Annotated in this window: 16 protein-coding genes and 1 pseudogene; 8 read left to right on the top strand and 9 right to left on the bottom strand. The window is 75.0% G+C overall.

Annotated elements, in window-relative coordinates; all coding sequences use genetic code 11:
• Window positions 1–119 precede the first annotated feature (119 nt).
• Window positions 120–677 (bottom strand): SDR family NAD(P)-dependent oxidoreductase, encoded by a 558-nt coding sequence (locus ACFC0Z_RS10005; RefSeq protein ID WP_376434699.1) that lies wholly within the window; start codon window positions 675–677, stop codon window positions 120–122.
• 157 nt (window positions 678–834) lie between these two features.
• Here ACFC0Z_RS10005 and ACFC0Z_RS10000 point away from each other — a divergent pair, with 157 nt between their 5' ends.
• Both ACFC0Z_RS10000 and ACFC0Z_RS09995 read left to right on the top strand, forming a co-directional pair.
• A complete protein-coding gene (locus ACFC0Z_RS10000; protein WP_376434697.1) occupies window positions 835–4,287 on the top strand; it encodes a BTAD domain-containing putative transcriptional regulator in 3,453 nt (1,150 codons plus the stop codon).
• A gap of 255 nt (window positions 4,288–4,542) precedes the next feature.
• Window positions 4,543–5,943, top strand: a complete 1,401-nt coding sequence (locus tag ACFC0Z_RS09995) for a tetratricopeptide repeat protein (RefSeq protein ID WP_376434695.1) — start codon at window positions 4,543–4,545, stop codon at window positions 5,941–5,943.
• Between the two features lie 14 nt (window positions 5,944–5,957).
• Here ACFC0Z_RS09995 and ACFC0Z_RS09990 read toward each other — a convergent pair whose 3' ends face one another.
• Complete coding sequence (locus ACFC0Z_RS09990) at window positions 5,958–6,410, bottom strand: hypothetical protein (RefSeq protein WP_376434693.1); 453 nt, start codon at window positions 6,408–6,410, stop codon at window positions 5,958–5,960.
• 78 nt (window positions 6,411–6,488) lie between these two features.
• The gene (locus tag ACFC0Z_RS09985) at window positions 6,489–7,409 is read right to left on the bottom strand and encodes a hypothetical protein (RefSeq protein ID WP_376434691.1); all 921 of its coding nucleotides are present in this window, start codon (window positions 7,407–7,409) and stop codon (window positions 6,489–6,491) included.
• Window positions 7,410–7,627: 218 nt separating this feature from the next.
• On the opposite strand from ACFC0Z_RS09985, the gene ACFC0Z_RS09980 reads away from it, so the two are divergent.
• Window positions 7,628–9,067 (top strand): family 43 glycosylhydrolase, encoded by a 1,440-nt coding sequence (locus ACFC0Z_RS09980; RefSeq protein WP_376434689.1) that lies wholly within the window; start codon window positions 7,628–7,630, stop codon window positions 9,065–9,067.
• A gap of 1 nt (window position 9,068) precedes the next feature.
• Here the strand turns inward: ACFC0Z_RS09980 and ACFC0Z_RS09975 are convergent, their stop codons facing one another.
• From ACFC0Z_RS09975 to ACFC0Z_RS09955, 5 genes are all read right to left on the bottom strand, one after another.
• Window positions 9,069–9,902 (bottom strand): RICIN domain-containing protein, encoded by an 834-nt coding sequence (locus ACFC0Z_RS09975; RefSeq protein WP_376434687.1) that lies wholly within the window; start codon window positions 9,900–9,902, stop codon window positions 9,069–9,071.
• Window positions 9,903–10,011: 109 nt separating this feature from the next.
• Window positions 10,012–10,881, bottom strand: a complete 870-nt coding sequence (locus ACFC0Z_RS09970; protein ID WP_376434685.1) for an amidohydrolase family protein — start codon at window positions 10,879–10,881, stop codon at window positions 10,012–10,014.
• 7 nt (window positions 10,882–10,888) lie between these two features.
• Window positions 10,889–11,773 carry a 3-hydroxyacyl-CoA dehydrogenase NAD-binding domain-containing protein gene (locus ACFC0Z_RS09965; RefSeq protein WP_376434683.1) on the bottom strand — a complete coding sequence of 295 codons (885 nt, stop codon included), beginning with the start codon at window positions 11,771–11,773 and terminating at the stop codon, window positions 10,889–10,891.
• Window positions 11,770–13,797: an acetoacetate--CoA ligase gene (locus ACFC0Z_RS09960; RefSeq protein WP_376434681.1), complete on the bottom strand. Its 2,028-nt coding sequence runs from the start codon at window positions 13,795–13,797 to the stop codon at window positions 11,770–11,772. The genes ACFC0Z_RS09965 and ACFC0Z_RS09960 overlap by 4 nt, the downstream gene beginning before the upstream one ends.
• Window positions 13,794–14,558: a crotonase/enoyl-CoA hydratase family protein gene (locus tag ACFC0Z_RS09955; protein ID WP_376434679.1), complete on the bottom strand. Its 765-nt coding sequence runs from the start codon at window positions 14,556–14,558 to the stop codon at window positions 13,794–13,796. The genes ACFC0Z_RS09960 and ACFC0Z_RS09955 overlap by 4 nt, the downstream gene beginning before the upstream one ends.
• 120 nt (window positions 14,559–14,678) lie before the next feature.
• On the opposite strand from ACFC0Z_RS09955, the gene ACFC0Z_RS09950 reads away from it, so the two are divergent.
• Complete coding sequence (locus tag ACFC0Z_RS09950) at window positions 14,679–15,104, top strand: MarR family winged helix-turn-helix transcriptional regulator (protein ID WP_376434678.1); 426 nt, start codon at window positions 14,679–14,681, stop codon at window positions 15,102–15,104.
• Between the two features lie 38 nt (window positions 15,105–15,142).
• Here ACFC0Z_RS09950 and ACFC0Z_RS09945 read toward each other — a convergent pair whose 3' ends face one another.
• Window positions 15,143–15,580 (bottom strand): nitroreductase family deazaflavin-dependent oxidoreductase, encoded by a 438-nt coding sequence (locus ACFC0Z_RS09945; RefSeq protein WP_376434676.1) that lies wholly within the window; start codon window positions 15,578–15,580, stop codon window positions 15,143–15,145.
• Here ACFC0Z_RS09945 and ACFC0Z_RS09940 point away from each other — a divergent pair.
• The 4 genes and pseudogenes from ACFC0Z_RS09940 to ACFC0Z_RS09925 form a co-directional block, all read left to right on the top strand.
• Window positions 15,579–16,364, top strand: a pseudogene (locus ACFC0Z_RS09940) (hypothetical protein); the annotation flags it as partial. The gene ACFC0Z_RS09945 and the pseudogene ACFC0Z_RS09940 overlap by 2 nt on opposite strands.
• Window positions 16,365–16,515: 151 nt before the next feature.
• Window positions 16,516–17,103 (top strand): hypothetical protein, encoded by a 588-nt coding sequence (locus tag ACFC0Z_RS09935; protein ID WP_376434674.1) that lies wholly within the window; start codon window positions 16,516–16,518, stop codon window positions 17,101–17,103.
• Between the two features lie 130 nt (window positions 17,104–17,233).
• Window positions 17,234–18,265 (top strand): Dyp-type peroxidase, encoded by a 1,032-nt coding sequence (locus ACFC0Z_RS09930; protein WP_376434672.1) that lies wholly within the window; start codon window positions 17,234–17,236, stop codon window positions 18,263–18,265.
• On the top strand, window positions 18,262–19,089 hold the full coding sequence (locus tag ACFC0Z_RS09925) for a family 1 encapsulin nanocompartment shell protein (protein ID WP_376434670.1): 828 nt from the start codon (window positions 18,262–18,264) through the stop codon (window positions 19,087–19,089). The genes ACFC0Z_RS09930 and ACFC0Z_RS09925 overlap by 4 nt, the downstream gene beginning before the upstream one ends.
• The last annotated feature ends 3 nt before the right edge of the window (window positions 19,090–19,092 follow it).

Raw genomic sequence — 19,092 nt, 5'->3', positions numbered from 1 at the left:
CAGGGTCACGAAAAGGGGATGCGGAGTCTGAGAAAGGGCAGAGGGCGGCCGGAGCCGGAGCCGGAGCCGGAGCCGGAGTCGAGGCCGGGGCCGGGGCCGGAGGGCGGGTGCAGGCCGGTTCACGGGCGGCCGAGGCCGCCGTCGACGGGGAGCCTGGCCCCCGTCGTGAACGTCGCCTCCGTGGCGAGGAACAGCGCGGCGCGGGCCACCTCCTCGGCGGCACCGAGCCGTCCCAGCGGCGGCAGGGGTACGGCGCCGGAGCCCGGCGCCTCGATACAGCCCGGGGCCACCGCGTTGACCCGGACACCCCGGGAGGCGAGCTCGGCGGCGAACGCCGGCACGGCCTCGGAGGGTCGGGTGGGGGCCGTCAGCACGATCGCTCCGCCGTCCTTCAGGTACGGCAGCAGGGGGCGCGCGGCGGGGACGGTGTCGGCGAAGAGGAGGTCGACGCCGCCGAAGCCGGGCGCGTCCCCTCCGGCGAGCGCCGCCGCCAGGTCCGCCGGCGCGAGAACGACGGCGGTGGAGCCGAGTTCGGCGACCGCGTGCGCGCGCTCCTCGCCGTCGCGGGCGGTCAGCAGGACCGTCGCCCCGCCCTCCACGAGGCGCTTGGCGATGGCCAGACCGATGCCGGTGACCTCACCGGCGACCAGGGCCCTTCTGCCCGCGTACCTGGTCATCGGCCCCAGTCCCTTCCCACGTGCCCGCTGCTCCCCGGTGGAGTGCTGCCACCGGCAGGAACGACTCTGCGCCCGAGCGCTTCGGGAAACCTTCGGGAATCCTTCGGGGCGGCCGAGGGCCGCGGCGCCGGTCCGACGGGCATGTACGGTGGCGGTCATGCGGTACGGGGTGCTGGGGTCACTGGTGGTGTGGGACGGCGAGGGACGGGAAGTCGCAGTCCCCGAAGCCAAGGTCAGGGCCCTGCTCGCCGACCTGCTCGCGCACGACGGGGAACCCGTCTCCGCCGACCGGCTCATCCACGACCTGTGGGGCGACGCCCCTCCCGCCAGCCCCTCGGGCGCCCTCCAGGCCAAGGTCTCCCAGCTGCGCCGGGTCGTCGGCCGCGACCGGGTGGTCCGCCAGCCCCCCGGCTACCGGCTCCGGCTCGACGGCGACGAGCCCGACGAGGTCGACGCCGTACGGTTCCGCGCCCTGGTGACCGAGGCCCGTCCCATCAGGGACCCGCGCGCGCGGGCCGCGCTGCTCACCGAGGCCCTGGAGCTGTGGCGCGGACCGGCGTACGCCGACTTCGCCGACGGCCCCTTCGTCCGGGGAGCCGCCCAACGCCTCGCGGAGCAGCGCCTCTCGGTGCTGGAGGAACAGGCGGAGGCCCGCCTCGAAGCGGGGGACCACGCGCTCCTCGCCGGGGAGTTGGCCGACCTCGTGACGGCCCACCCGCTGCGGGAGCGCCTGCGCGCCGTCCAGATACGGGTCCTGTACGCGGCCGGGCGCCAGAGCGAGGCCCTCGCCTCGTACGAGGACCTGCGCATCCGGCTGGTGGAGGAGCTGGGCGTCGACCCGAGCCCCGAACTGGCCTCGCTGCACCGGGCGGTGCTGCGCCAGGAACCCGAACTGAGCGCGGGGGCCTACGCGTACGGGTCGGCGCCGAACCGCACCACCGACCCGGCGGACCTCACGCCGGCCACGGCGCCCGCGCGGGACCGGGACGAGGCGCCCGCGGTGCCCGTGCCGGACGCGCCTCCCGCCCCGCAGGCCCCCTCCCCCTCCAACCTCCCCGTGCCCCTCACCTCGCTCGTCGGCCGACGCGAAGCACTCGCCGATCTCTCCCGGCTGCTCTCCGGCACCCGGCTGGTGACGCTCACCGGCCCCGGAGGCGTCGGCAAGACGCGGCTGGCCGTGGCGGCGGCCACCGCCGAGCGGAACGCCGGTCAGGACGGGGGTCGGAACGCCGGCCGGGACGGCGGTCGAGACGGTGAACCGGCCGACGGGGTCTGGCTCGTGGAGTTCTCCGGCATCCGCGCCGCCACCGCCGCCGACCTGGCCCAGGTCGTCGCCGCCACGCTCGGCGTCCGCGACGACACCCCGCACTCGCTGCCGGTCACCGGCACCGGAACCCCCTCCCTGCCGCACCGCCTCGCCGCGGCCCTGCGCGACCGCCGCATCCTGCTCGTCCTGGACAACTGCGAGCACGTCGTCGACGCCGCCGCCGAGCTCGCCGAGCTGCTCCTGCGCACCGCCCCCGGCCTGCGGATCCTCGCCACCGGGCAGGAGCCGCTCGGCCTGGCGGGCGAGGTGATGTTCCTCGTCGAGCCGCTGCCGCCCGCCGACGCGGTCCGGATGTTCATGGAGCGCGCCTCCGCCGCCACCCCCGGCTTCCCGCGCGACCCGGACGCGCCGGACGACCCCGACCGGCGGGCCGTCGCCGAGATCTGCCGTCGTCTCGACGGCATCCCGCTCGCGCTGGAGCTCGCCGCCACCCGGGTACGGGCCATCGGTGTACGGGAGTTGGCGGAACGGCTCAACGACCGGTTCCGGGTGCTGACCTTCGGGCAGCGCGGCGCCCCGCCCCGGCAGCAGACGCTGCGGGCGGTGATCGACTGGAGCTGGGAGCTTCTCAGCGCGCCCGAACGGATCGTCCTGCGCCGCCTCGCCGCCCACAGCGACGGCTGCGACCTGGCCGCCGCCGAGGCCGTCTGCGCGGGGGACGGCGTCGGCCGTGACGAGGTGCTCGACCTCGTCACCCGGCTGGTCCACCGGTCCCTGGTGGTCATGGTGGACGGGCCCACGGGACCCCGCTACCGGCTCCTGGAGTCCGTCGCCGCGTACGCGACCGAGCGGCTCCACGAGATGGAGGACCTCGCCGCCGTACGGGACCGGCATTTGCGCCACTACCTGGACCTGGCCGAACGCGCCGAGCCGCACCTGCGCGGCGCCGGGCAGCGGCCGTGGCTGACCCGGCTCGACGCGGAGGCCGGCAACCTGCGCGCGGCGCTCGACGAGGCGGTGCGCCGGGCGGGCGCGGGCGACCCGGGCCAGGCGGTCCGGCTGGCCACGGCCCTGGCGTGGTGGTGGCTGCTGCGCGGCCGCCTCACGGAGGCCCGCCGCAGCCTCGGCGCGGTGCTGGCCGCGACCGGCGGGACCACCGCCGGCGCCGCCGCCCAGGCCGGTCCCGCTGAACTGGCCCTGCTGCACGCCGCCTTCGCCCTGCTCACCGGCGATCACACGGCAGCCGCCACGACGGCCGAGGACCCCGGTCACGCGGCCGCCACCCCCGCCGCCGACACCCTTGCCGACGAGGTCGCCGACACCATCGCCGATCCCGTCCGCCGGGCCCGCGCGCTCTGGCTCTGCGCATACGGCCTGTTCAGCGCGGGAGACGCGGCCGGGAGCGCCGAGCTGAACACCCGCGCCCTCGCGCTCTCCACCACCGCGGAGGACGCGTGGGGCACCGCCGCCGCGCTCGGGCTGCGCGCCACCCTCGCGCTGGTCCGCGGCGACCTCGCCGGACTCGGCCGCGACGGGCGGCGCAGCGCCCGGAACTTCCGTGAACTCGGAGACAGGTGGGGGGAGTTGCAGACGGTCTCGCCGCTTGCCGCGCTCGCCGAGATCAAGGGCGAGTACGGGGAGGCGGAGCGCCTCCAGCACGAAGGGCTGCTGCTGGCCCGGGAATGGGGCCTGGAGGCGGAGGTGTCCGCGCGGCTATCGGGCCTCGGACGGCTCGCGCTGCTCGCCCGCGACTGGGACCGCGCCCGCGACCTGCACGAACAGGCGCATCGGATCGCCGCCGAACAGGGCTACCGGTACGGCGAGATCCACTCCCAGATGGGCCTCGCCCTCGGCGCCCGCCGCTCGGGCGACCTCGACGCGGCCGAGGCGCACCTGCTGCGCATCCGCGACGGCCACGCCGACGTCTCCTCCCAGGCGGGCGACCACCTGCTCCTGGCCGAACTCGGCTTCGTCGCCGAGCTGCGCGGCGACGCGCGCGCCGCCGCCTCCCACCACCTGGCCGGCCTGGACGTCGCCCTCGCCCTCGCCGAGCCCCGCGCCCTGGCCCTCTCCCTGGAGGGCCTCGCCGGCGCCGCCGCCCTCCCCGGCGACGGCCCCGCCGCCACCCGCGCGGCCCTCCTCCTGGGCGCGGCCGCCGCCGCCCGGCGCCGGGCCGGGGCCCCGCTCCCGCCCGCCGAACGCGCCGACGTCGACCGGGTGACCGCCGCCGCGCGGGGCGCGCTGGGAGCGGACGCGTTCACGGAGGCGTACGAGCGAGGCGCCCGGCTGGACCCGGAGGACGCGGTCCGCCAGGCCCGCACGGGATCCGCCCCCGGCCGCTAGGGCCTGCCTGACCATTCCCGCCGGGTCCGGCCCGCCCGGCACGCACGCTCGCCGCACGGCCGAAACGCCCCCGTAGCTCCTTCCCCAAGCTCTCGGCTTCGCTCGAGCAGGGGAGGCCCCATCGACGGCGCCCCGGCCGCACGCCGATCGCACGCACCGAACGACCCGGCCTGATCCGACGCCAATTGTCAGACAGGCCCTACCATCGGGACCGAACGGCCCTGGCGGCTCCTGGCGGACGTGAGGTGATCCACGGTGGTGCACGACCGGTACGGCCACACCCTCCACGAAGGCACGGCGGAAGGGGCCGCGCACCTGGACCGGGCCGTCGAGGCCCTGCTCTTCTTCCGGCCCGAGGTCTCCCCGGCCGTCGAGGACCTCCTGCTCGCCGACCCCGCCTCGCCCGTCGGGCAGGCCTTCGCCGCCTACCTGGGCGTCCTCGGCACCGAACCCGCCGACGCCGCCGCCGCGCGGCGCCGGTTCGACACGTACGCCTCCGGCCTCGACCGTACGGCGCTCCCGCCGCGCGAGCGGCTGCACACGGCCGCCGCCGAGGCGCTGCTCGCGGGCGACCTCGGGCGGGCGTCCGGGGTGCTGGAGGAGCTCACCCTCGCGTACCCGCGCGACGCCCTCGCGCTCTTCGTCGGCCACCAGCTCGACTTCCTCACCGGCGACGCCGTGCGCCTGCGCGACCGGATCGGCGGCGCGCTCTCCGCCTGGGACGCGGACGACCCTCACCGGGGCCCGCTGCTCGGCATGTACGCCTTCGGCCTGGAGGAGTCGGGGCAGTACGACCGCGCGGAGGACGTGGGTCAGGAGGCGGTCGCCCGTCACCCCCGCGACGTGTGGGCCATCCACGCGGTCGTGCACACCCACGAGATGCGGGGCCGGTTCGGCGAGGGCGTCGCCTATCTCGACGCGCGCACCGGCGACTGGACCGACGGCAACTTCCTCACGGTGCACAACTGGTGGCACTACGCCCTCTTCGCGCTCGAAACCGGTGACACCGACACCGCCCTGCGGGTCTACGACACCTCCCTGCACACCGGCGAGTCCCCCGACCTCGCCATGCAACTCCTCGACGCCTCGGCCCTGTTGTGGCGGTTCCACCTGGCCGGTGCCGAGCAGACCGCACGGTGGGAGGCGCTCGCCGACGCCTGGGCCCTGCGGGACGACCCGGCCTTCTACGCCTTCAACGACGTACACGCCGTCATGGCCTACGTCGGCGCCGGCCGGCCCGCCGCCGCCGAGCGGCTGATCGGCGAGCGCGAGCGATGGCTCCAACGGCACGACAACCCCGGCGAGTTCGTCGTCTCCAACCGTGCCATGACCGCCGACATCGGCCTCCCCGTCTGCCGCGCCCTGCTCGCCCACGCCCGCGGCGACCACGCCGCCGTCGTCGACCTCCTCGCGCCGATCCGCCGCCGTCTCCACGAGTACGGCGGCAGCCACGCCCAGCGCGACGCCGTCCAGAAGACCCTGCTCGAATCGGCGCTCGCCGCCGGACGGTACGACCTCGCCCGCGCCCTCCTCAGCGAGCGGAGCGGACTGCGGCCCGACAGCCCCTACAACCGGCTGACCCAGGCCCGGCTCGCCGCCGCACAGGGCGCCGGCCCGACGGACAGTCCCGTCGGGCCGGCACCGGTGAGAGGCTGACCTCAGGAGCGGTCTCAGCAGCGGTCGACCCAGTCGTGCGAGGACACGTTGTCGTTCACGCGCTCGCCCCGGCCCGCGCCGACGCTGAAGAAGCGCACGTCGTCGGTCTCCAGGTCGGGGAAGGAGTCGCCCCGGTGGAGGCAGACCCAGGAGCCCGTCATGTTGAGCCCGTAGAACAGCCGGACGTCCTCACCACGACCCGGGAAGCCGTTGTTCCACACGTCCGAGACCTTGTTGCGGCAGCCGGCCCAGTTGGCGTTCTCCGCGTTCCAGCGGCAGTGGAACCCGCCGGCGTGCGGGTGCTCCCAGGCGTAGAGGAAGCCGTCGGGCGCGGGGACGGACGAGGGCACGGAGGCAGAGGCGGAGGCGGTTGTGGGCGCGGTCGCGGAGGCCTCGGCCCCCGGGGCCGTCATCAGGGCCATGGCCCCGACGGTGAGCGCGGTGACGAGGGCACGCTTGATACGCATGGTGGATCTCCTTCTCGGGTGGGTCGACCGCCGGGTGAGGTGCACGCGGCGGGGTCTGGGGGCCCCGTCAGGGCCGGGTCAGGCGCCGGGCGCCAGGACGCGGCGCGCGCGGGGCAGCGCCGCCGCCCTGAGCCGCTCGTACGTCTCGACGTCCGCGCGGTACTCGCGGGCCAGGAGCCTGCCGTGGTGGTCGTCGAGCTCCCGCGCCGTCCGGGCGAGCCCCGACTCCCCTGCGCACCGCACCTCCGCGAGCGCGAGGGCGAGCTCGCGGTCCCTGGTGAGCGGGCGTACGGGGGAGAGCGCGGCGTCACGGGCCTCGGCCGGGGTGGCGTACGGGTGCCCGGCGCGCCGCAGGCACAGGCGCCAGGCGGCAAGCCGCGCGCCGTAGGCGGCGTCGGCCGTGACGCGGCCGCGCCGGAGCTGCTCCAGCGCCTCGACGCGGGTCGACGTACGGAACCAGGCGACGGCGTCCCCGTACAGCAGCCGCCGGGACTCGGCGACGCAGCCGCGGTCGCTGCGCCGGACCGTTCCGCCGCCCGGGAGCCGTACCGTCAGGCCCTCCGGGGAGGGGCCGTTGGCGGCGACGAGGGCCGCCGCCTTGCGGGCGGCCGGCAGGGCGGCGAAGTAGGCGCGGTTCGGGTCGGTCCGGGCGAGTTCCCGTTGCCGCCGCCGCAACTCGGAGCCGTAACCGTGCTTCCCGGCCCAAGCCGCGTCGTCGAGCACGTACGCGAAGGTCCTCGCCTCGGGCACCTCGTCGAGCGGGAAGACGCGGTACGTGAAGCCCTGCCGGGCCATGCAGTCGCGGAGCAGCCGCTGTTCGGCGTCGTGCAGGAGGCGGTCCTCCGCCGTGGCCGCTCCGGCGGCACGGGGCAGGGACGGGGGTGGTCGCTCCTCCGCCGCCGGTCCGTCCGGGCCGGTCAGGAGAGCCAGGGCCGTGAGGGCGGAGAGCGCGGTGAGGGCGGTCGCGGTGAGGGTGCGGACATGGGGGTGCCTGGGCACGGGGGCTCCTCGCGGAGAGTGGGGTGGGGGAGGGAAGGGGCGCGCCGTCGGCGGTGCCGCGGCGGCGGCCCTGGCCCGACAAACCGAAGCATGCGGGGGTCGGGAACACGGCCGCAAGCGTGTCCCGGGCAGTCCCGCCAAGTCGGGATCCCACCTCTCCTGACCTGCGGGGACGTACCCATCCCGGGACGCCGCGCCGCCGTCGTCGTTCTCCTGGTGTGAACAGACCGAAGAAGAACGGAATCCCCCGGCGGACCGCCGCCGCGGCACTCGTCCTGGGCGCCGCGTCCTGCCTCGCGGCGCTGCCCGTCGGCCCCGCGCCCGCGCGGCCCGCCCCCGTTGCCCCCGCCGCCCTTGTACGGTCCGCGCCCCTCGCCCCCGTCCTCGACCAGGACTTCGCCGACCCGGACGTCGTCCGGGCGGCCGACGGCGTCTTCCACGCCTACGCCACCAACGCCCACGGCCGGAACATCCAGCACGCCACCTCGACCGACCTGGTCCACTGGACCGCCGACCCGGCCGACGTACTGCCCACCGTCGGCGCCTGGGTCACGCTCGACCCGCCCGGGCACGTCTGGGCACCCGAGGTCTTCGACAACGGCGACGGGTTCACCCTCCTCTACACGGCCCGCGACCGCGTCGGCGGACGGCAGTGCGTCGGAGCGGCCCTCGCCGCCACGCCCGGCGGCCCGTTCCGCCCGGCCGGAGACCGGCCACTCGTCTGCCCGACCGAGGAAGGCGGCGCCATCGACGCGTCCACGTACACCGAGAACGGCACGCGCCACCTGCTCTGGAAGAGCGACGGCAACTGCTGCGAGCTGGACACCTGGCTCCACCTCCAGCCGCTCGCCCAGGACGGCACCCGCGTCACCGGCGAGGCGGTGCGGCTCGTGAAGCAGGACCGGGCCTGGGAGAACGGACTCGTCGAGGCGCCCACGCTCGTGAAGCGCCACGGCCGGTACGTCCTCCTGTACTCGGCCGGCGACTACCGTGGTGACGGGTACGCGACGGGCTGGGCCACCGCCGACACCCTCACCGGCCCGTACGTGAAGGGGGACGCGCCCCTCATGACCACGGAGTCCTGGTCGGGCGCCGTGGGCGGACCCGGCGGGCAGGACGTCGTCACCGGACCCGACGGCCGGGACCGGATCCTCTTCCACGGGTACGTCGGCGCCGACCGTTCACGCCGGGTGCTGTACGCGGCCGCGCTGACGTTCGAGGACGGCCGCCCGTACGTCTCCGGCAACAAGGTCACGTACGAGGCCGAGCTCGCCCGCCTCCACCGGGCGACCGTCCGGCAGGCCAGGGACGCCTGGGGCGACCGGGCCGTCGGCCACATCGACGAGCCCGACAGCTTCGTGGAGTTCCGCGTCTTCGCGAGCGACGCCGGGCGGCACACCCTGAGCGTCCGTTACGGCAACGGCTCCCTGGACGTCGCCGGGGCTCCCGCGTCCGCGACCCACTCCCTCACGGTGAACGGAACGTCCGCGGGCGCCGTCGACTACCCGTACACCGGCTGGGACGAGTGGCGCTCGCGCGAGGTCCCGCTGGACGTGGACCTCGGCAAGGGGTGGAACACCGTCCGTCTCACCAAGGGGGAGCGGTACGCGGAGCTGGACGCCGTGCAGGTGAGGTCGGCCGGCGAGGGCCTGTCCTGACCTAACCCCACTGCTGGCGCGCCGACCGGTCGCACGGGAGCGCGCGCAGGCCCTCCGTGCCGTCGTCGAGGCAGAGCCCGGAGGTCGCGCTCCGGACCTCCACCGCCGTGTCGTCCCGGGCGGTCACGGTCCACCGCTGGCTCGGCGCCGGTCCGCAGTCCCGGGCCGACGGCCCCCGGGGTGTGTGCTCAAGGCACCGGCCCGTCGCGTGGTTCCGCAGTTCCACACCGCCGTCCTCCGTGGTGTGCACCGTCCAGCGCTGGTAGGACATGCCGTTGCACGCGTACGAACGGGTGCCCTGGTCGAGACTGTCGTCGAGGCAGGCGCCCGTCGCGCGGCTCACGAAGATGCGATGGACGTCGGAGGCGGCGGAGCCCGCCCGTCCGGCGGCCGGTGGCGCCTCGTCGCCGCCGGCCGACGAAGGCGGCGACTCCGGCTGGACCACGAGCACCGTGCCCGTGATCCCGAGCGCCAGACCGAGGGCGACCCCGGCAAGTCCCCCGGCCCCGCGCGCCTTTCGAACGGGTACGGGCACGGGCTCCGGCGCCGGTGTCTCCTCCGGCGCGGGCGTCGCCGCCTTCCGCTGACCGCCGTCCGCCGCCAGCCACAGATGCCGGTACGCCGACGGGTCGCCGTCCAGCGCCTCGCACAGGTCGCGCACGGTCTCCCACGGCGGCACCGTCGTCCCCCGGAAGTACCGGGAGAGCGAGGAGTCGCTGATGAGGACCTTCTCCTCCAGGGCCTTCAGCGTGCACCCGGAGCGTCGTTGGAGGTCGCGCAGCGCCCTGCCGAGCGCGCGGGCCGGTCGGTCGTCGTCAGGCCGGTCGGCAGCCATGGAGGCGCCCTTCTGTCCTGGAGCGTGAGGCGTGGGGCGTTTCAGCAGCTCAGAACGGTAGGGCGCGGCGGATCAGGCTGGCAAACGGGTTCACCCTTCCGAGGGGGTGTCAGAGCCCCAGGACCCGGATCGCGTTCTCCTTCAGGATCAGCGGACGGACCTCCGGCTTGATGTCGAGGGTGTCGAAGTCGCGCAGCCAGCGGTCGGGGGTGACCACCGGGAAGTCCGAGCCGAACAGCACCTTGTGCCGGAGGAAGGAGCCGGCGGCACGGACGAGCTGCGGCGGGAAGTACTTCGGCGACCAGCCCGACAGGTCGATGTACACGTTCGCCTTGTGCGTGGCGATCGAGATCGCCTCGTCCTGCCACGGCACCGACGGGTGCGCCAGGACGATCGTCAGACCGGGGAAGTCGGCGGCGACGTCGTCGAGGAGCATCGGGTCGGAGTACCGCAGCTTGATCCCGCGCCCGCCGGGCAGGCCCGCGCCGATGCCCGTCTGTCCCGTGTGGAACAGGGCGGGGACGCCGAGCTCCTGGAGCGCCTCGTAGAGCGGGTAGTGCTCGGGGGCGTTCGGGGCGAAGGCCTGGAGGCTCGGGTGGAACTTGAAGCCGCGCACGCCGTGGTCGAGGACGAGCGAGCGGGCCCGCTCGACGGCGTCCGGGCGGTGCGGGTCGACCGAGCCGAACGGGACGAGCACGTCGGGGTGTTCGGCGGCCGCCCGGGCGATCTCCTCGCTGGACAGGGCCGGGTGGCCGAGGCCCGTCGTGGCGTCCACCGTGAAGATCACGGCCGCCATGTTCCGCTCGCGGTAGTGCTCGGCGAGCCGCTCGACGGTCGGGGTGCGGTCCTGGCCGGACTTGAAGTACGCGGCCGAGGCGTCCATCAGCTCGGCGTCGAGGGCGAGATGACCGTGGGCGTCCTGCTCCACGTGGACGTGGAAGTCGATCGCCGTCAGGCCGGCGACGTTGAGTGCGTTCATCGGGGGCTCACAGGTGCTCGGTCCGGTTCTTGGCTTCGATGAGATGGTTCAGGAGGGCGTCCCGCTCGGCGGTCAGCGACTCCACGGCGGTCCCGGCCAGCTCCTCCGCGACCCCCTCGGTGATCCGCCGCGCGAGCTCCGGCGTCAGGCTCGGCGTGCCCAGGTCGGCCCACCAGTCCTCCATCGGCGGGCCGAGGTGCTCCAGGACGTGCGCGATGCCGCCCGCGCCGCCCGAGAGGTGCTGGTTGAGGAACGGGCCGAGCAGCGCCCAGCGCAGGCCGGGGCCGTGGGCGATGGCGGTGTCGATGTCGGAGACCGTCGCCGCGCCCTGGTCCACCAGGGAGTACGCCTCCCGCCACAGGGCCGCCTGGAGCCGGTTGGCGACGTGGCCGGGGAGCTCCCGGCGGAGCCGGATCGGCCGGCGGCCGAGGCTCCGGTAGAAGGCCAGGGCCGTCTCGACGGCCGTCTCGCTCGTCCGTTCGCCCGGCACGACCTCGACCAGCGGGATGAGGTGCGGCGGGTTGAAGGGGTGGCCGACGAGGACCCGCTCGGGGTGGGCCGCGCAGGCCTGCTGGATCCGGGAGGGGAGCAGCCCGGAGGAGCTGCTCGCCAGGACCGTCCCGGCCGGGGCGGCCGCGTCGAGCGCGGCGAAGACCCCGTCCTTGAGTTCGGGCCGCTCGGGCCCGTTCTCCTGGACGAACTCGGCGTCCGCTACGGCCTCTTCGAGGTCGGCCGTGAACGTCAGCAGGTCCTGGTCGGCGGTGACGGCCGCCCGCAGCCGGTCCTCCGCGCCCGGCGCGGGGTCGGTGGCGACGACCTCGTGCCCGTACCGGAGGAAGAGCGTCGTCCAGGAGGCGCCGATGACTCCGGTGCCGACGACGGCGACCCTCATGACGCGCTCCCGCCGGTGACCGCGGCCGCGCGCTCGGCGGCGTACGCGACGAAGGCGTCGAGCGAGCGCGGGTCGGCGAGGACGTCCTTGCTCGCGACGGACTCGGGGGTCGCGCCGAGGAGGATCCGCTTCACCGGGACCTCCAGCTTCTTGCCCGTGCGGTTGCGCGGGATCAGCGGCACCCGCGCGACGACGTCGGGGACGTGGCGCGGCGAGAGGGCGGTGCGGAGCGCCACGGCGATCTTCTTGCGGAGCACGTCGTCGAGGTCGACCGGTCCCGAGACGAAGAGGAGCAGTTCGCCGTTGCCGCCCTCCGGGTCCTCGATGTGGACGACGAGGCTGTCCTCGATCTCCGGCAGGTCCTCGACGACCGCGTAGAACTCCGCCGTGCCGAGCCGGACACCGCCCCGGTTGAGGGTGGCGTCGGAGCGGCCCGCGACGACGCAGTGGCCCTCCTCGGCGAACCGCACCCAGTCGCCGTGCCGCCACACGCCCGGGAACTCCTCGAAGTACGCGGCGCGGTAGCGCGAACCGTCGGTGTCACCCCAGAAGCCGACCGGCATCGACGGCATAGGCTCGGTGATCACCAGCTCGCCCAGTTCGCCGACGACCCGCTCGCCCCGGCTGTCGAAGGCGTACGCGGCGACGCCGAGGCACGGGCCGGAGATCTCGCCCGCGCGGACGGTCTGGAGCGGGCTGCCCTGGAGGATGCCGGTGCACACGTCCGTACCGCCGCAGCCGACGTTCAGGAGCACCCGGTCGCCGAACTGCTCGGCCACCCAGCGGAAGCCCTCGGCGGCCAGCGGGCTGCCGGCGGCGCCGAGCTGCCGCAGGCGCGAGAGGTCGAACTCCTCGGCGGGGCGGACGCCGGCCTTCCGGCAGGCCATCAGGTAGCCGGGGCTGACGCCCATGAGAGTCGCGCCCGTCTCCTCCGCGATGCGCCACTGCGCCCGCAGGTCGGGGTGGACGGGGTTGCCGTCGATCATGACGACCGAGGCGCGGACGAGGAGCGCCGAGACCAGCGTGTTCCAGAGCATCCACGCGGTCGTGCTGAACCACAGCATCCGGTCGCCCGGCTTGAGGTCCCAGCTCAGCGCGTTGTTCTTGAGGTGTTCGAGCAGGATCCCGCCGTGGCGGTGGACGATCGCCTTCGGGATGCCGGTGGTGCCGGAGGAGAAGAGCACGAACAGCGGGTGGTCGAACGGCACCGGCGCGAACACGGCCTCGCCGGGCTCGGCGAGCAGCTCGCCCCAGGGCAGGGTGTCGGGAAGCCCGTTCGCGCCGTACGGCACGTGCACGACGTGCTGGAGGGTCGGCAGCTGGGCGACGATCTCCGCCACCTCGGCACGGCGGTCGACGTCCTTCTCGCCGAAGCGGTACCCGGCGACGGTCAGCAGCACCTTCGGTTCGAGCTGGGCGAAGCGGTCGACGACGCTGCGCGGGCCGAACTCCGGCGCGCAGGCCGCCCAGACCGCGCCGATGCTCGCGGTGGCGAGGAAGGCGACGAGCGTCTCGGGGATGTTCGGGAGGTACGCGACGACCCGGTCGCCCTCGCGGACGCCGAGGCGGAGCAGACCGGCGCGGGCCCGGCCGACCTGCTCGCGCAGCTCGCCGAAGGTCAGCTCGACCGGCTCGCGGGTCTGCGAGTGGGCGACGACCGCGACGGCGGAGTCGTCGTGCTCCGTGCCGTCGGCGCCGACCCGGCGCAGGACGTGCTCGGCGTAGTTGAGGGTCGCGCCGGGGAACCACTCGGTGTCCGGCATCGACTTCCGGCCGAGGACGGCCGTCGGCTCGGTGTGCGGGCGGACGTCGAAGAACTCCCAGACCGCCGACCAGAAGCCTTCGAGGTCCGTGACGGACCACTGCCACAGGCCGTCGTAGTCGGTGAACGTCAGCCCGCGCTCGGCGGCGAGCCAGCCGATGAAGCGGCCGATCTCGGACGCGTCGAGGACGTCGGCGCCGGGGACGCCGAGGATCTCGCCGTCCGGGGCGTCGCCGGGGGTCGCTCTGCTGCTCTCGCTCATCGGGTGACCTTTCCGGCGCGGCCGTCGAGGAACGCCCGCATCCTCTCCTGGGCGTCGGCGCTGCCGGCGGCGACGGAGGACATCAGGGATTCCAGCAGCATGCCGCCGGCCGGGGAGGCCTCGGCGATCCGGGGGAGCGCCTGGAGGACGGCGAAGTTGGTGAGCGGCGCGTTCGTGGCGATCCGCTCGGCCAGCTCCACGGCCTTGGCGCGGGCGCCGCCCTCCGCGGTGAGGTAGTGGGAGAGGCCGAAGGCCTGCCCCTCGTCGGCGCTCAGGACACGGCCGGTGAGCATCATGTCCGCCATGCGGTGCGCGCCGATGAGCCGGGGGATACGGACCGAGCCGCCGCCTCCGACGAACAGGCCGCGCTGGCCCTCGGGGAGCGCGTAGAACGTGGAGGGCTCGGCCACGCGGAGGTGCGCGGTGGCGGCCAGCTCCAGACCGCCGCCGATCACGGCGCCCTTCAGCGCGGCGACCACGGGCACGCCGCCGCCCTCGATGGTGTCGAAGACCCGGTGCCACATGAGCGAGTGCTCCAGGGCCTCGCCGGTGGACCGCTCGGTCAGCTCGCCGAGGTCGAGTCCGGCCGAGAAGTGGTCTCCCTCGGCGTCCAGGACGACCGCGCGGACGTCGGCGCCCGGCTTGCGGAAGAACTCCTCGATGCGCAGCACCGTGGCGTCGTCGAGGGCGTTGCGCTTGGCCGGGCGGCAGAGCGTCAGGATCGCCACTCCGTCGCGGCGGTCGATCGAAAGCGTGCTCAAGAAGGACTCCTCGATTATCAGGAATCCTGAGTATCGACAGGGAAGCCTCCTCCGGACAAGGGGGTTGGGCTAGAATTTTCGACAGGATTCCTGATGATGGCTTGAGGAGAGGGAGGGACAGTGACGGAGGCCACGGTGCCGTCGCTGCTGTACTCGGTGAAACAGGTCGAACTGGCCACCCGGGCACGGCTCGACGACCTGCTCAAGCCCTCGGGCGTCACCGCCCTCCAGTACACGGCACTCACGGTGCTCGAACGCCGGGACAACATGTCCTCGGCGGAGCTCGCCCGCAACTCCTTCGTCACGCCCCAGTCGATGTCCGACCTCGTCGGCGCGCTGGAGCGGCGCGGCCTCGTCGTGAAGTCCCCCGACCCGCTGAGCAAGCGGCGCCAGGTCATCAGCCTCACCGACGCGGGCCGCGCGCTGCTCGACCTCCACGCCCCGGCCGTCCAGGCGCTGGAGGACGAGATGCTCACGGGCTTCACCGCCCGTGAACGGTCGGCCTTCCGTGACTACCTGAACCGCTCGCGCGCGGCACTCGGCTGAGAGCGCGCGCGTGCGGCCCGGCGGTCAGGGCTCCCGGCTCAGCTGATCCGCTCCAGGACGAAGAGCGGGATCTCCCGGTCCGTCTTCCGCTGGTAGTCGGCGTAGTCGGGGAACGCCTCGACGGCCCGCTCCCACCAGGCCTGCCGCTCCTCGCCGGTGGCGACGCGGGCCTTCATGTCCCACTTCTCGGTCCGGTCGCGCAGCTCGACCAGCGGAGAGGCGACGATGTTGTGGTACCAGACGGGGTGAGCGGTCGCGCCGCCGTTGGACGCCACGATCGCGTACGCGCCCTCGTGCTCCACCCGCATCAGGGGCGTCTTGCGGAGCTTGCCGCTCCGGGCGCCGACGGTCGTCACGAGCACGACGGGCAGGTCCCGCATCGTCGTGCCCTCCGTGCCGCCGGACGACTCGTACAGCTCGACCTGCTCGCGCACCCACGTGTTCGGGCTGGGCTCGTACTCACCTTCGAGAGGCATGGCGGTCCTTTCGTGTGCGGCGGTCGGCACCGGATGCCGGTACCGCGCTCCTCCCGACGCTAGCCGATCACGTGCGGCGGCGCGGGTGAGCGGGTGTGCCGTGCGGAGGTGTCACACGGCGGGGCCGGGTGCTTCGTGGTCGGATGACGGTTCATCGGAACAGGGGACCGGAGCACGGGAACGGAGCCGGATGCGGGACATGCGCCAGTGGATCGCCGCGGTCGAGGCCGAGTGGGAGGCCGAGCTCACCCGCGAGCGCCTGGAGGAGGCGACGGCGGCGCTGGCGCGGGGACGGACCGGAACCGACGGGACCGTACGGGACCAGGGGCCCGGCCGCGTGGCGTGGGAGACGGCACGGGCACGGTCGAGGGAGAGCGCGGGCGGCCCGCTGGAGGGGGTGACGGTGGACTTGGATGTGAGCCTGGGCCTGGGTCTGGACACCCGCAATGCCGCCGCCCTGCTCGGTCACGCCCTCTCCGAGCCCCTGTTCGCCCTCGTCGACCTCCCGCCGTACGCCACCTCCGCCGTGGACGGCTGGGCGGTCGCGGGGGAGGGCCCGTGGCGGCTCGACGCCGACGGTCCGCCGCCGGAACGCCTCGGCCCCGGCGCCGCCGCGGCCGTCGCCGCGGGCGCCCGCCTCCCCGACGGGACGACGGCCGTACTGCGCCGCGAGGACGGCGGCGCGGGACCGCCGCCGGGCGGGCTGCTCCGGGCCGCCTCCGGGAACCTCGGCGCCGGTGGCCACGTACGGCCGCGGGGTCAGGAGTGCCGCGCCGGTGAGTGCCTGATTCCGGCGGGTACGGCGCTGACCCCGGCGACCCTGGGCCTCGCGACGACGGCAGGCCACACCACCGCGACCGTCCACCGCCGCCCCTTCGTGGAGCTGCTCGTCTTCGAGAGGGCCCGGCCGGGGCCCGAGCCGCACCGCGCGGCCCTTGACGCGGCCCTCGGCTCGGCCCTGGTCCCGTGGTTGCGCGGCGCGGGCGCCGAGGTGGCGGTGCGCCGGTGCGGCGCGGACACCCCCGAGGGGGCGCCGCGGGACGCCGTCGGCGACTCCACCGGCGACGTCGTCGTCACGGCCGGAGCGTCTGCGCGCCGCGGTCGCGGGGCTCGGCGGCCGGGTCCTGGTCGACTCCGTCGCCGTACGGCCCGGGGGATCCGCGCTGCTCGCCGAGCTGCCGCCGACGGCGGACGGCCGGCGCCGTCTGCTCGTGGGCCTCCCCGGCGGGCCGCTCGCGGCCGTTGCGGGCGCGGTCACCCTCGCCGTACCGCTGCTGCGCCGCCTCGGCGGGCACGTGCGGGCGGAGCCGTACCGGGTGCGGGCCGCCGTGACCCTGACGGGGCACGACCGGGACACGCGGCTGCTCCCGGTCCGCCGGGTGGCGGGCGGGGTGGCGCCGCTCCCGTTCGACGGGCCGGGGATGCTGCGCGGCCTCGCGTTCGCCGAGGGCCTGGCGGTGGTCCCGCCCGGTGGGACCCCGGCGGGCGGGGAGACGGAACTCGTGCCGGTGCCGGGAGGGTAGGAGGGGACCGCGCGTCGCGGATCACCCCCCACCCGGCCCCTTCGGCCGGGCGGGCCGTGAGCCCCGCCGATACGCTGACGCCGTCCGATGTGTCCGCCGCGTGCGGATTCGTCCGTCCGACGGGAGTCCCATGGCCGACGACCCTCAGCCCGTCCTCTCCCCGCCCGTCCGGCCGCCCACCCGCGCCGCCCTCTTCCTCGTCCTCACCGTCGCGCCCGGTGCTGAGGCCGACGTCAGGGACGGCCTGCAGGGGCTGTCGGGGCTGACCCGTTCGGTGGCGTTCCGGGCCCCCGACTCCGCCCTCACCTGCGTCGCCGGTATCGGCGCCGAGGCCTGGGGGCGGCTCGTCGGCGAGCCCCGCCCCCGGGAGCTGCGCCCGTTCACCCCCCTGCACGGCCCCCGGCACCACGCGCCCGCCACCCCCGGCGACGTCCTTCTCCATCTGCGTGCCCGGCGGATGGACCTGTGCTTCGAGCTGGCCAGGCTGGTGCTCGACCAGTGGGGCCCCTCGGTGTCGGTCGTCGACGAGGTGCACGGTTTCACGTACTTCGACGAACGCGACCTGCTCGGGTTCGTCGACGGCAGTGAGAACCCGACCGGCGCCGCCGCCGTCGACGCGGTGCACATCGGTGACGAGGACCCGGGTTTCCGGGGCGGGAGCTACGTCGTCGTGCAGAAGTACCTGCACGACATGGCCGCGTGGGCGGAGCTGAGCGTCGAGGAGCAGGAACGCGTCATCGGCCGGACCAAGGCGGAGAACGTGGAGCTGCCCGACGGCGTGAAGCCGGCCGACTCGCACGTCGCGCTCAACACGATCGTCGACGAGGACGGCACCGAGCGGCGGATCGTGCGCGAGAACATGCCGTTCGGGCAGCTGGGCGGCGGGGCCGGTGGCGGCGGGGAGTTCGGCACGTACTTCATCGGCTACGCCCGCACGCCCGCCGTCACCGAGCGGATGCTCCGCAACATGTTCCTCGGCGACCCGCCCGGCACCACCGACCGCATCCTCGACTTCTCCCGCGCCGTCACCGGCGGCCTGTTCTTCGTCCCGAGCGCCGACCTGCTCGACGACCTCCCGGGCGCCCCGCCCGCGTTCGCGCGGGAAGCGGCCGCCCCGCCGTCGCTGGGCATCGGCAGCCTGAAAGGTGTACCCGCCTCATGACGTCCCCCACGCCCGCTCCCGCCGTGACGGACAACCTCCACCGCGAACTCGCCCCGATCACGCCCGCCGCCTGGGCGGAGATCGAGGAGGAGGTCCGCCGCACCTTCCGCCGTCTCGTCGCGGGCCGGCGCGTCGTCGACGTGCCCGACCCGGCCGGTCCCGGACTCTCCGCCGTCGGTCTCGGCCACCTGGGCCTCATCGACCCGCCCGCGCCCGGCGTCTCCGCGCGGCTCCGTGAGACCCGGCCGATCGTCGAACTGCGCGTCCCGTTCACCGTCTCCCGCGCCGCCGTCGACGACGTCGAGCGCGGCGCCAAGGACTCCGACTGGCAGCCGGTCAAGGACGCGGCGCGCACGATGGCGTACGTCGAGGACCGCGCGATCTTCGACGGGTACGCGGCCGCCGGGGTCGACGGCCTCCGCGCCCGTTCCTCGCACCCCGTCCTGCGGCTGCCGGCCGAGCCGCGCGACTACCCCGACGCGGTCAGCCGCGCCCTGACGGAGCTGCGGCTCGTCGGCGTCGAAGGACCGTACGCGCTGCTGCTCGGCGCGGACGAGTACCGGGCGGTCAGCGAGACCTCCGACCACGGCTACCCGATCGCCGCCCACCTGGCCCGGATGCTCGACGGCCCGCCCCTCTGGGCGCCCGCGCTCAGCGGCGGGTTCGTCCTCTCGACCCGGGGCGGCGACTTCGAACTCCGGCTCGGGCAGGACCTGGCGATCGGGTACGCGGGGCACGACGCGGACACCGTGGACCTCTTCCTCCACGAGACGCTGACCTTCCTCGCGTACACCGACGAGGCCGTGGTCGTCCTGGAGGGCTGAGCC

This window comes from Streptomyces sp. NPDC056144, assembly GCF_042264145.1.
Classification (GTDB): domain Bacteria; phylum Actinomycetota; class Actinomycetes; order Streptomycetales; family Streptomycetaceae; genus Streptomyces.
Note: the sequence above shows the minus strand (reverse complement) of the source record. Positions and strands in the feature narration are given on the sequence as shown.

What these genes read in the sequence shown, in the direction of transcription:
- ACFC0Z_RS10005 (WP_376434699.1), bottom strand. Translation starts at nt 677, where the DNA reads ATGACCAGGTACGCGGGCAGAAGGGCCCTGGTCGCCGGTGAGGTCACC.
- ACFC0Z_RS10000 (WP_376434697.1), top strand. Translation starts at nt 835, where the DNA reads ATGCGGTACGGGGTGCTGGGGTCACTGGTGGTGTGGGACGGCGAGGGA.
- ACFC0Z_RS09990 (WP_376434693.1), bottom strand. Translation starts at nt 6,410, where the DNA reads ATGCGTATCAAGCGTGCCCTCGTCACCGCGCTCACCGTCGGGGCCATG.
- ACFC0Z_RS09975 (WP_376434687.1), bottom strand. Translation starts at nt 9,902, where the DNA reads ATGGCTGCCGACCGGCCTGACGACGACCGACCGGCCCGCGCGCTCGGC.
- ACFC0Z_RS09970 (WP_376434685.1), bottom strand. Translation starts at nt 10,881, where the DNA reads ATGAACGCACTCAACGTCGCCGGCCTGACGGCGATCGACTTCCACGTC.
- ACFC0Z_RS09965 (WP_376434683.1), bottom strand. Translation starts at nt 11,773, where the DNA reads ATGAGGGTCGCCGTCGTCGGCACCGGAGTCATCGGCGCCTCCTGGACG.
- ACFC0Z_RS09960 (WP_376434681.1), bottom strand. Translation starts at nt 13,797, where the DNA reads ATGAGCGAGAGCAGCAGAGCGACCCCCGGCGACGCCCCGGACGGCGAG.
- ACFC0Z_RS09945 (WP_376434676.1), bottom strand. Translation starts at nt 15,580, where the DNA reads ATGCCTCTCGAAGGTGAGTACGAGCCCAGCCCGAACACGTGGGTGCGC.
- ACFC0Z_RS09930 (WP_376434672.1), top strand. Translation starts at nt 17,234, where the DNA reads ATGGCCGACGACCCTCAGCCCGTCCTCTCCCCGCCCGTCCGGCCGCCC.
- ACFC0Z_RS09925 (WP_376434670.1), top strand. Translation starts at nt 18,262, where the DNA reads ATGACGTCCCCCACGCCCGCTCCCGCCGTGACGGACAACCTCCACCGC.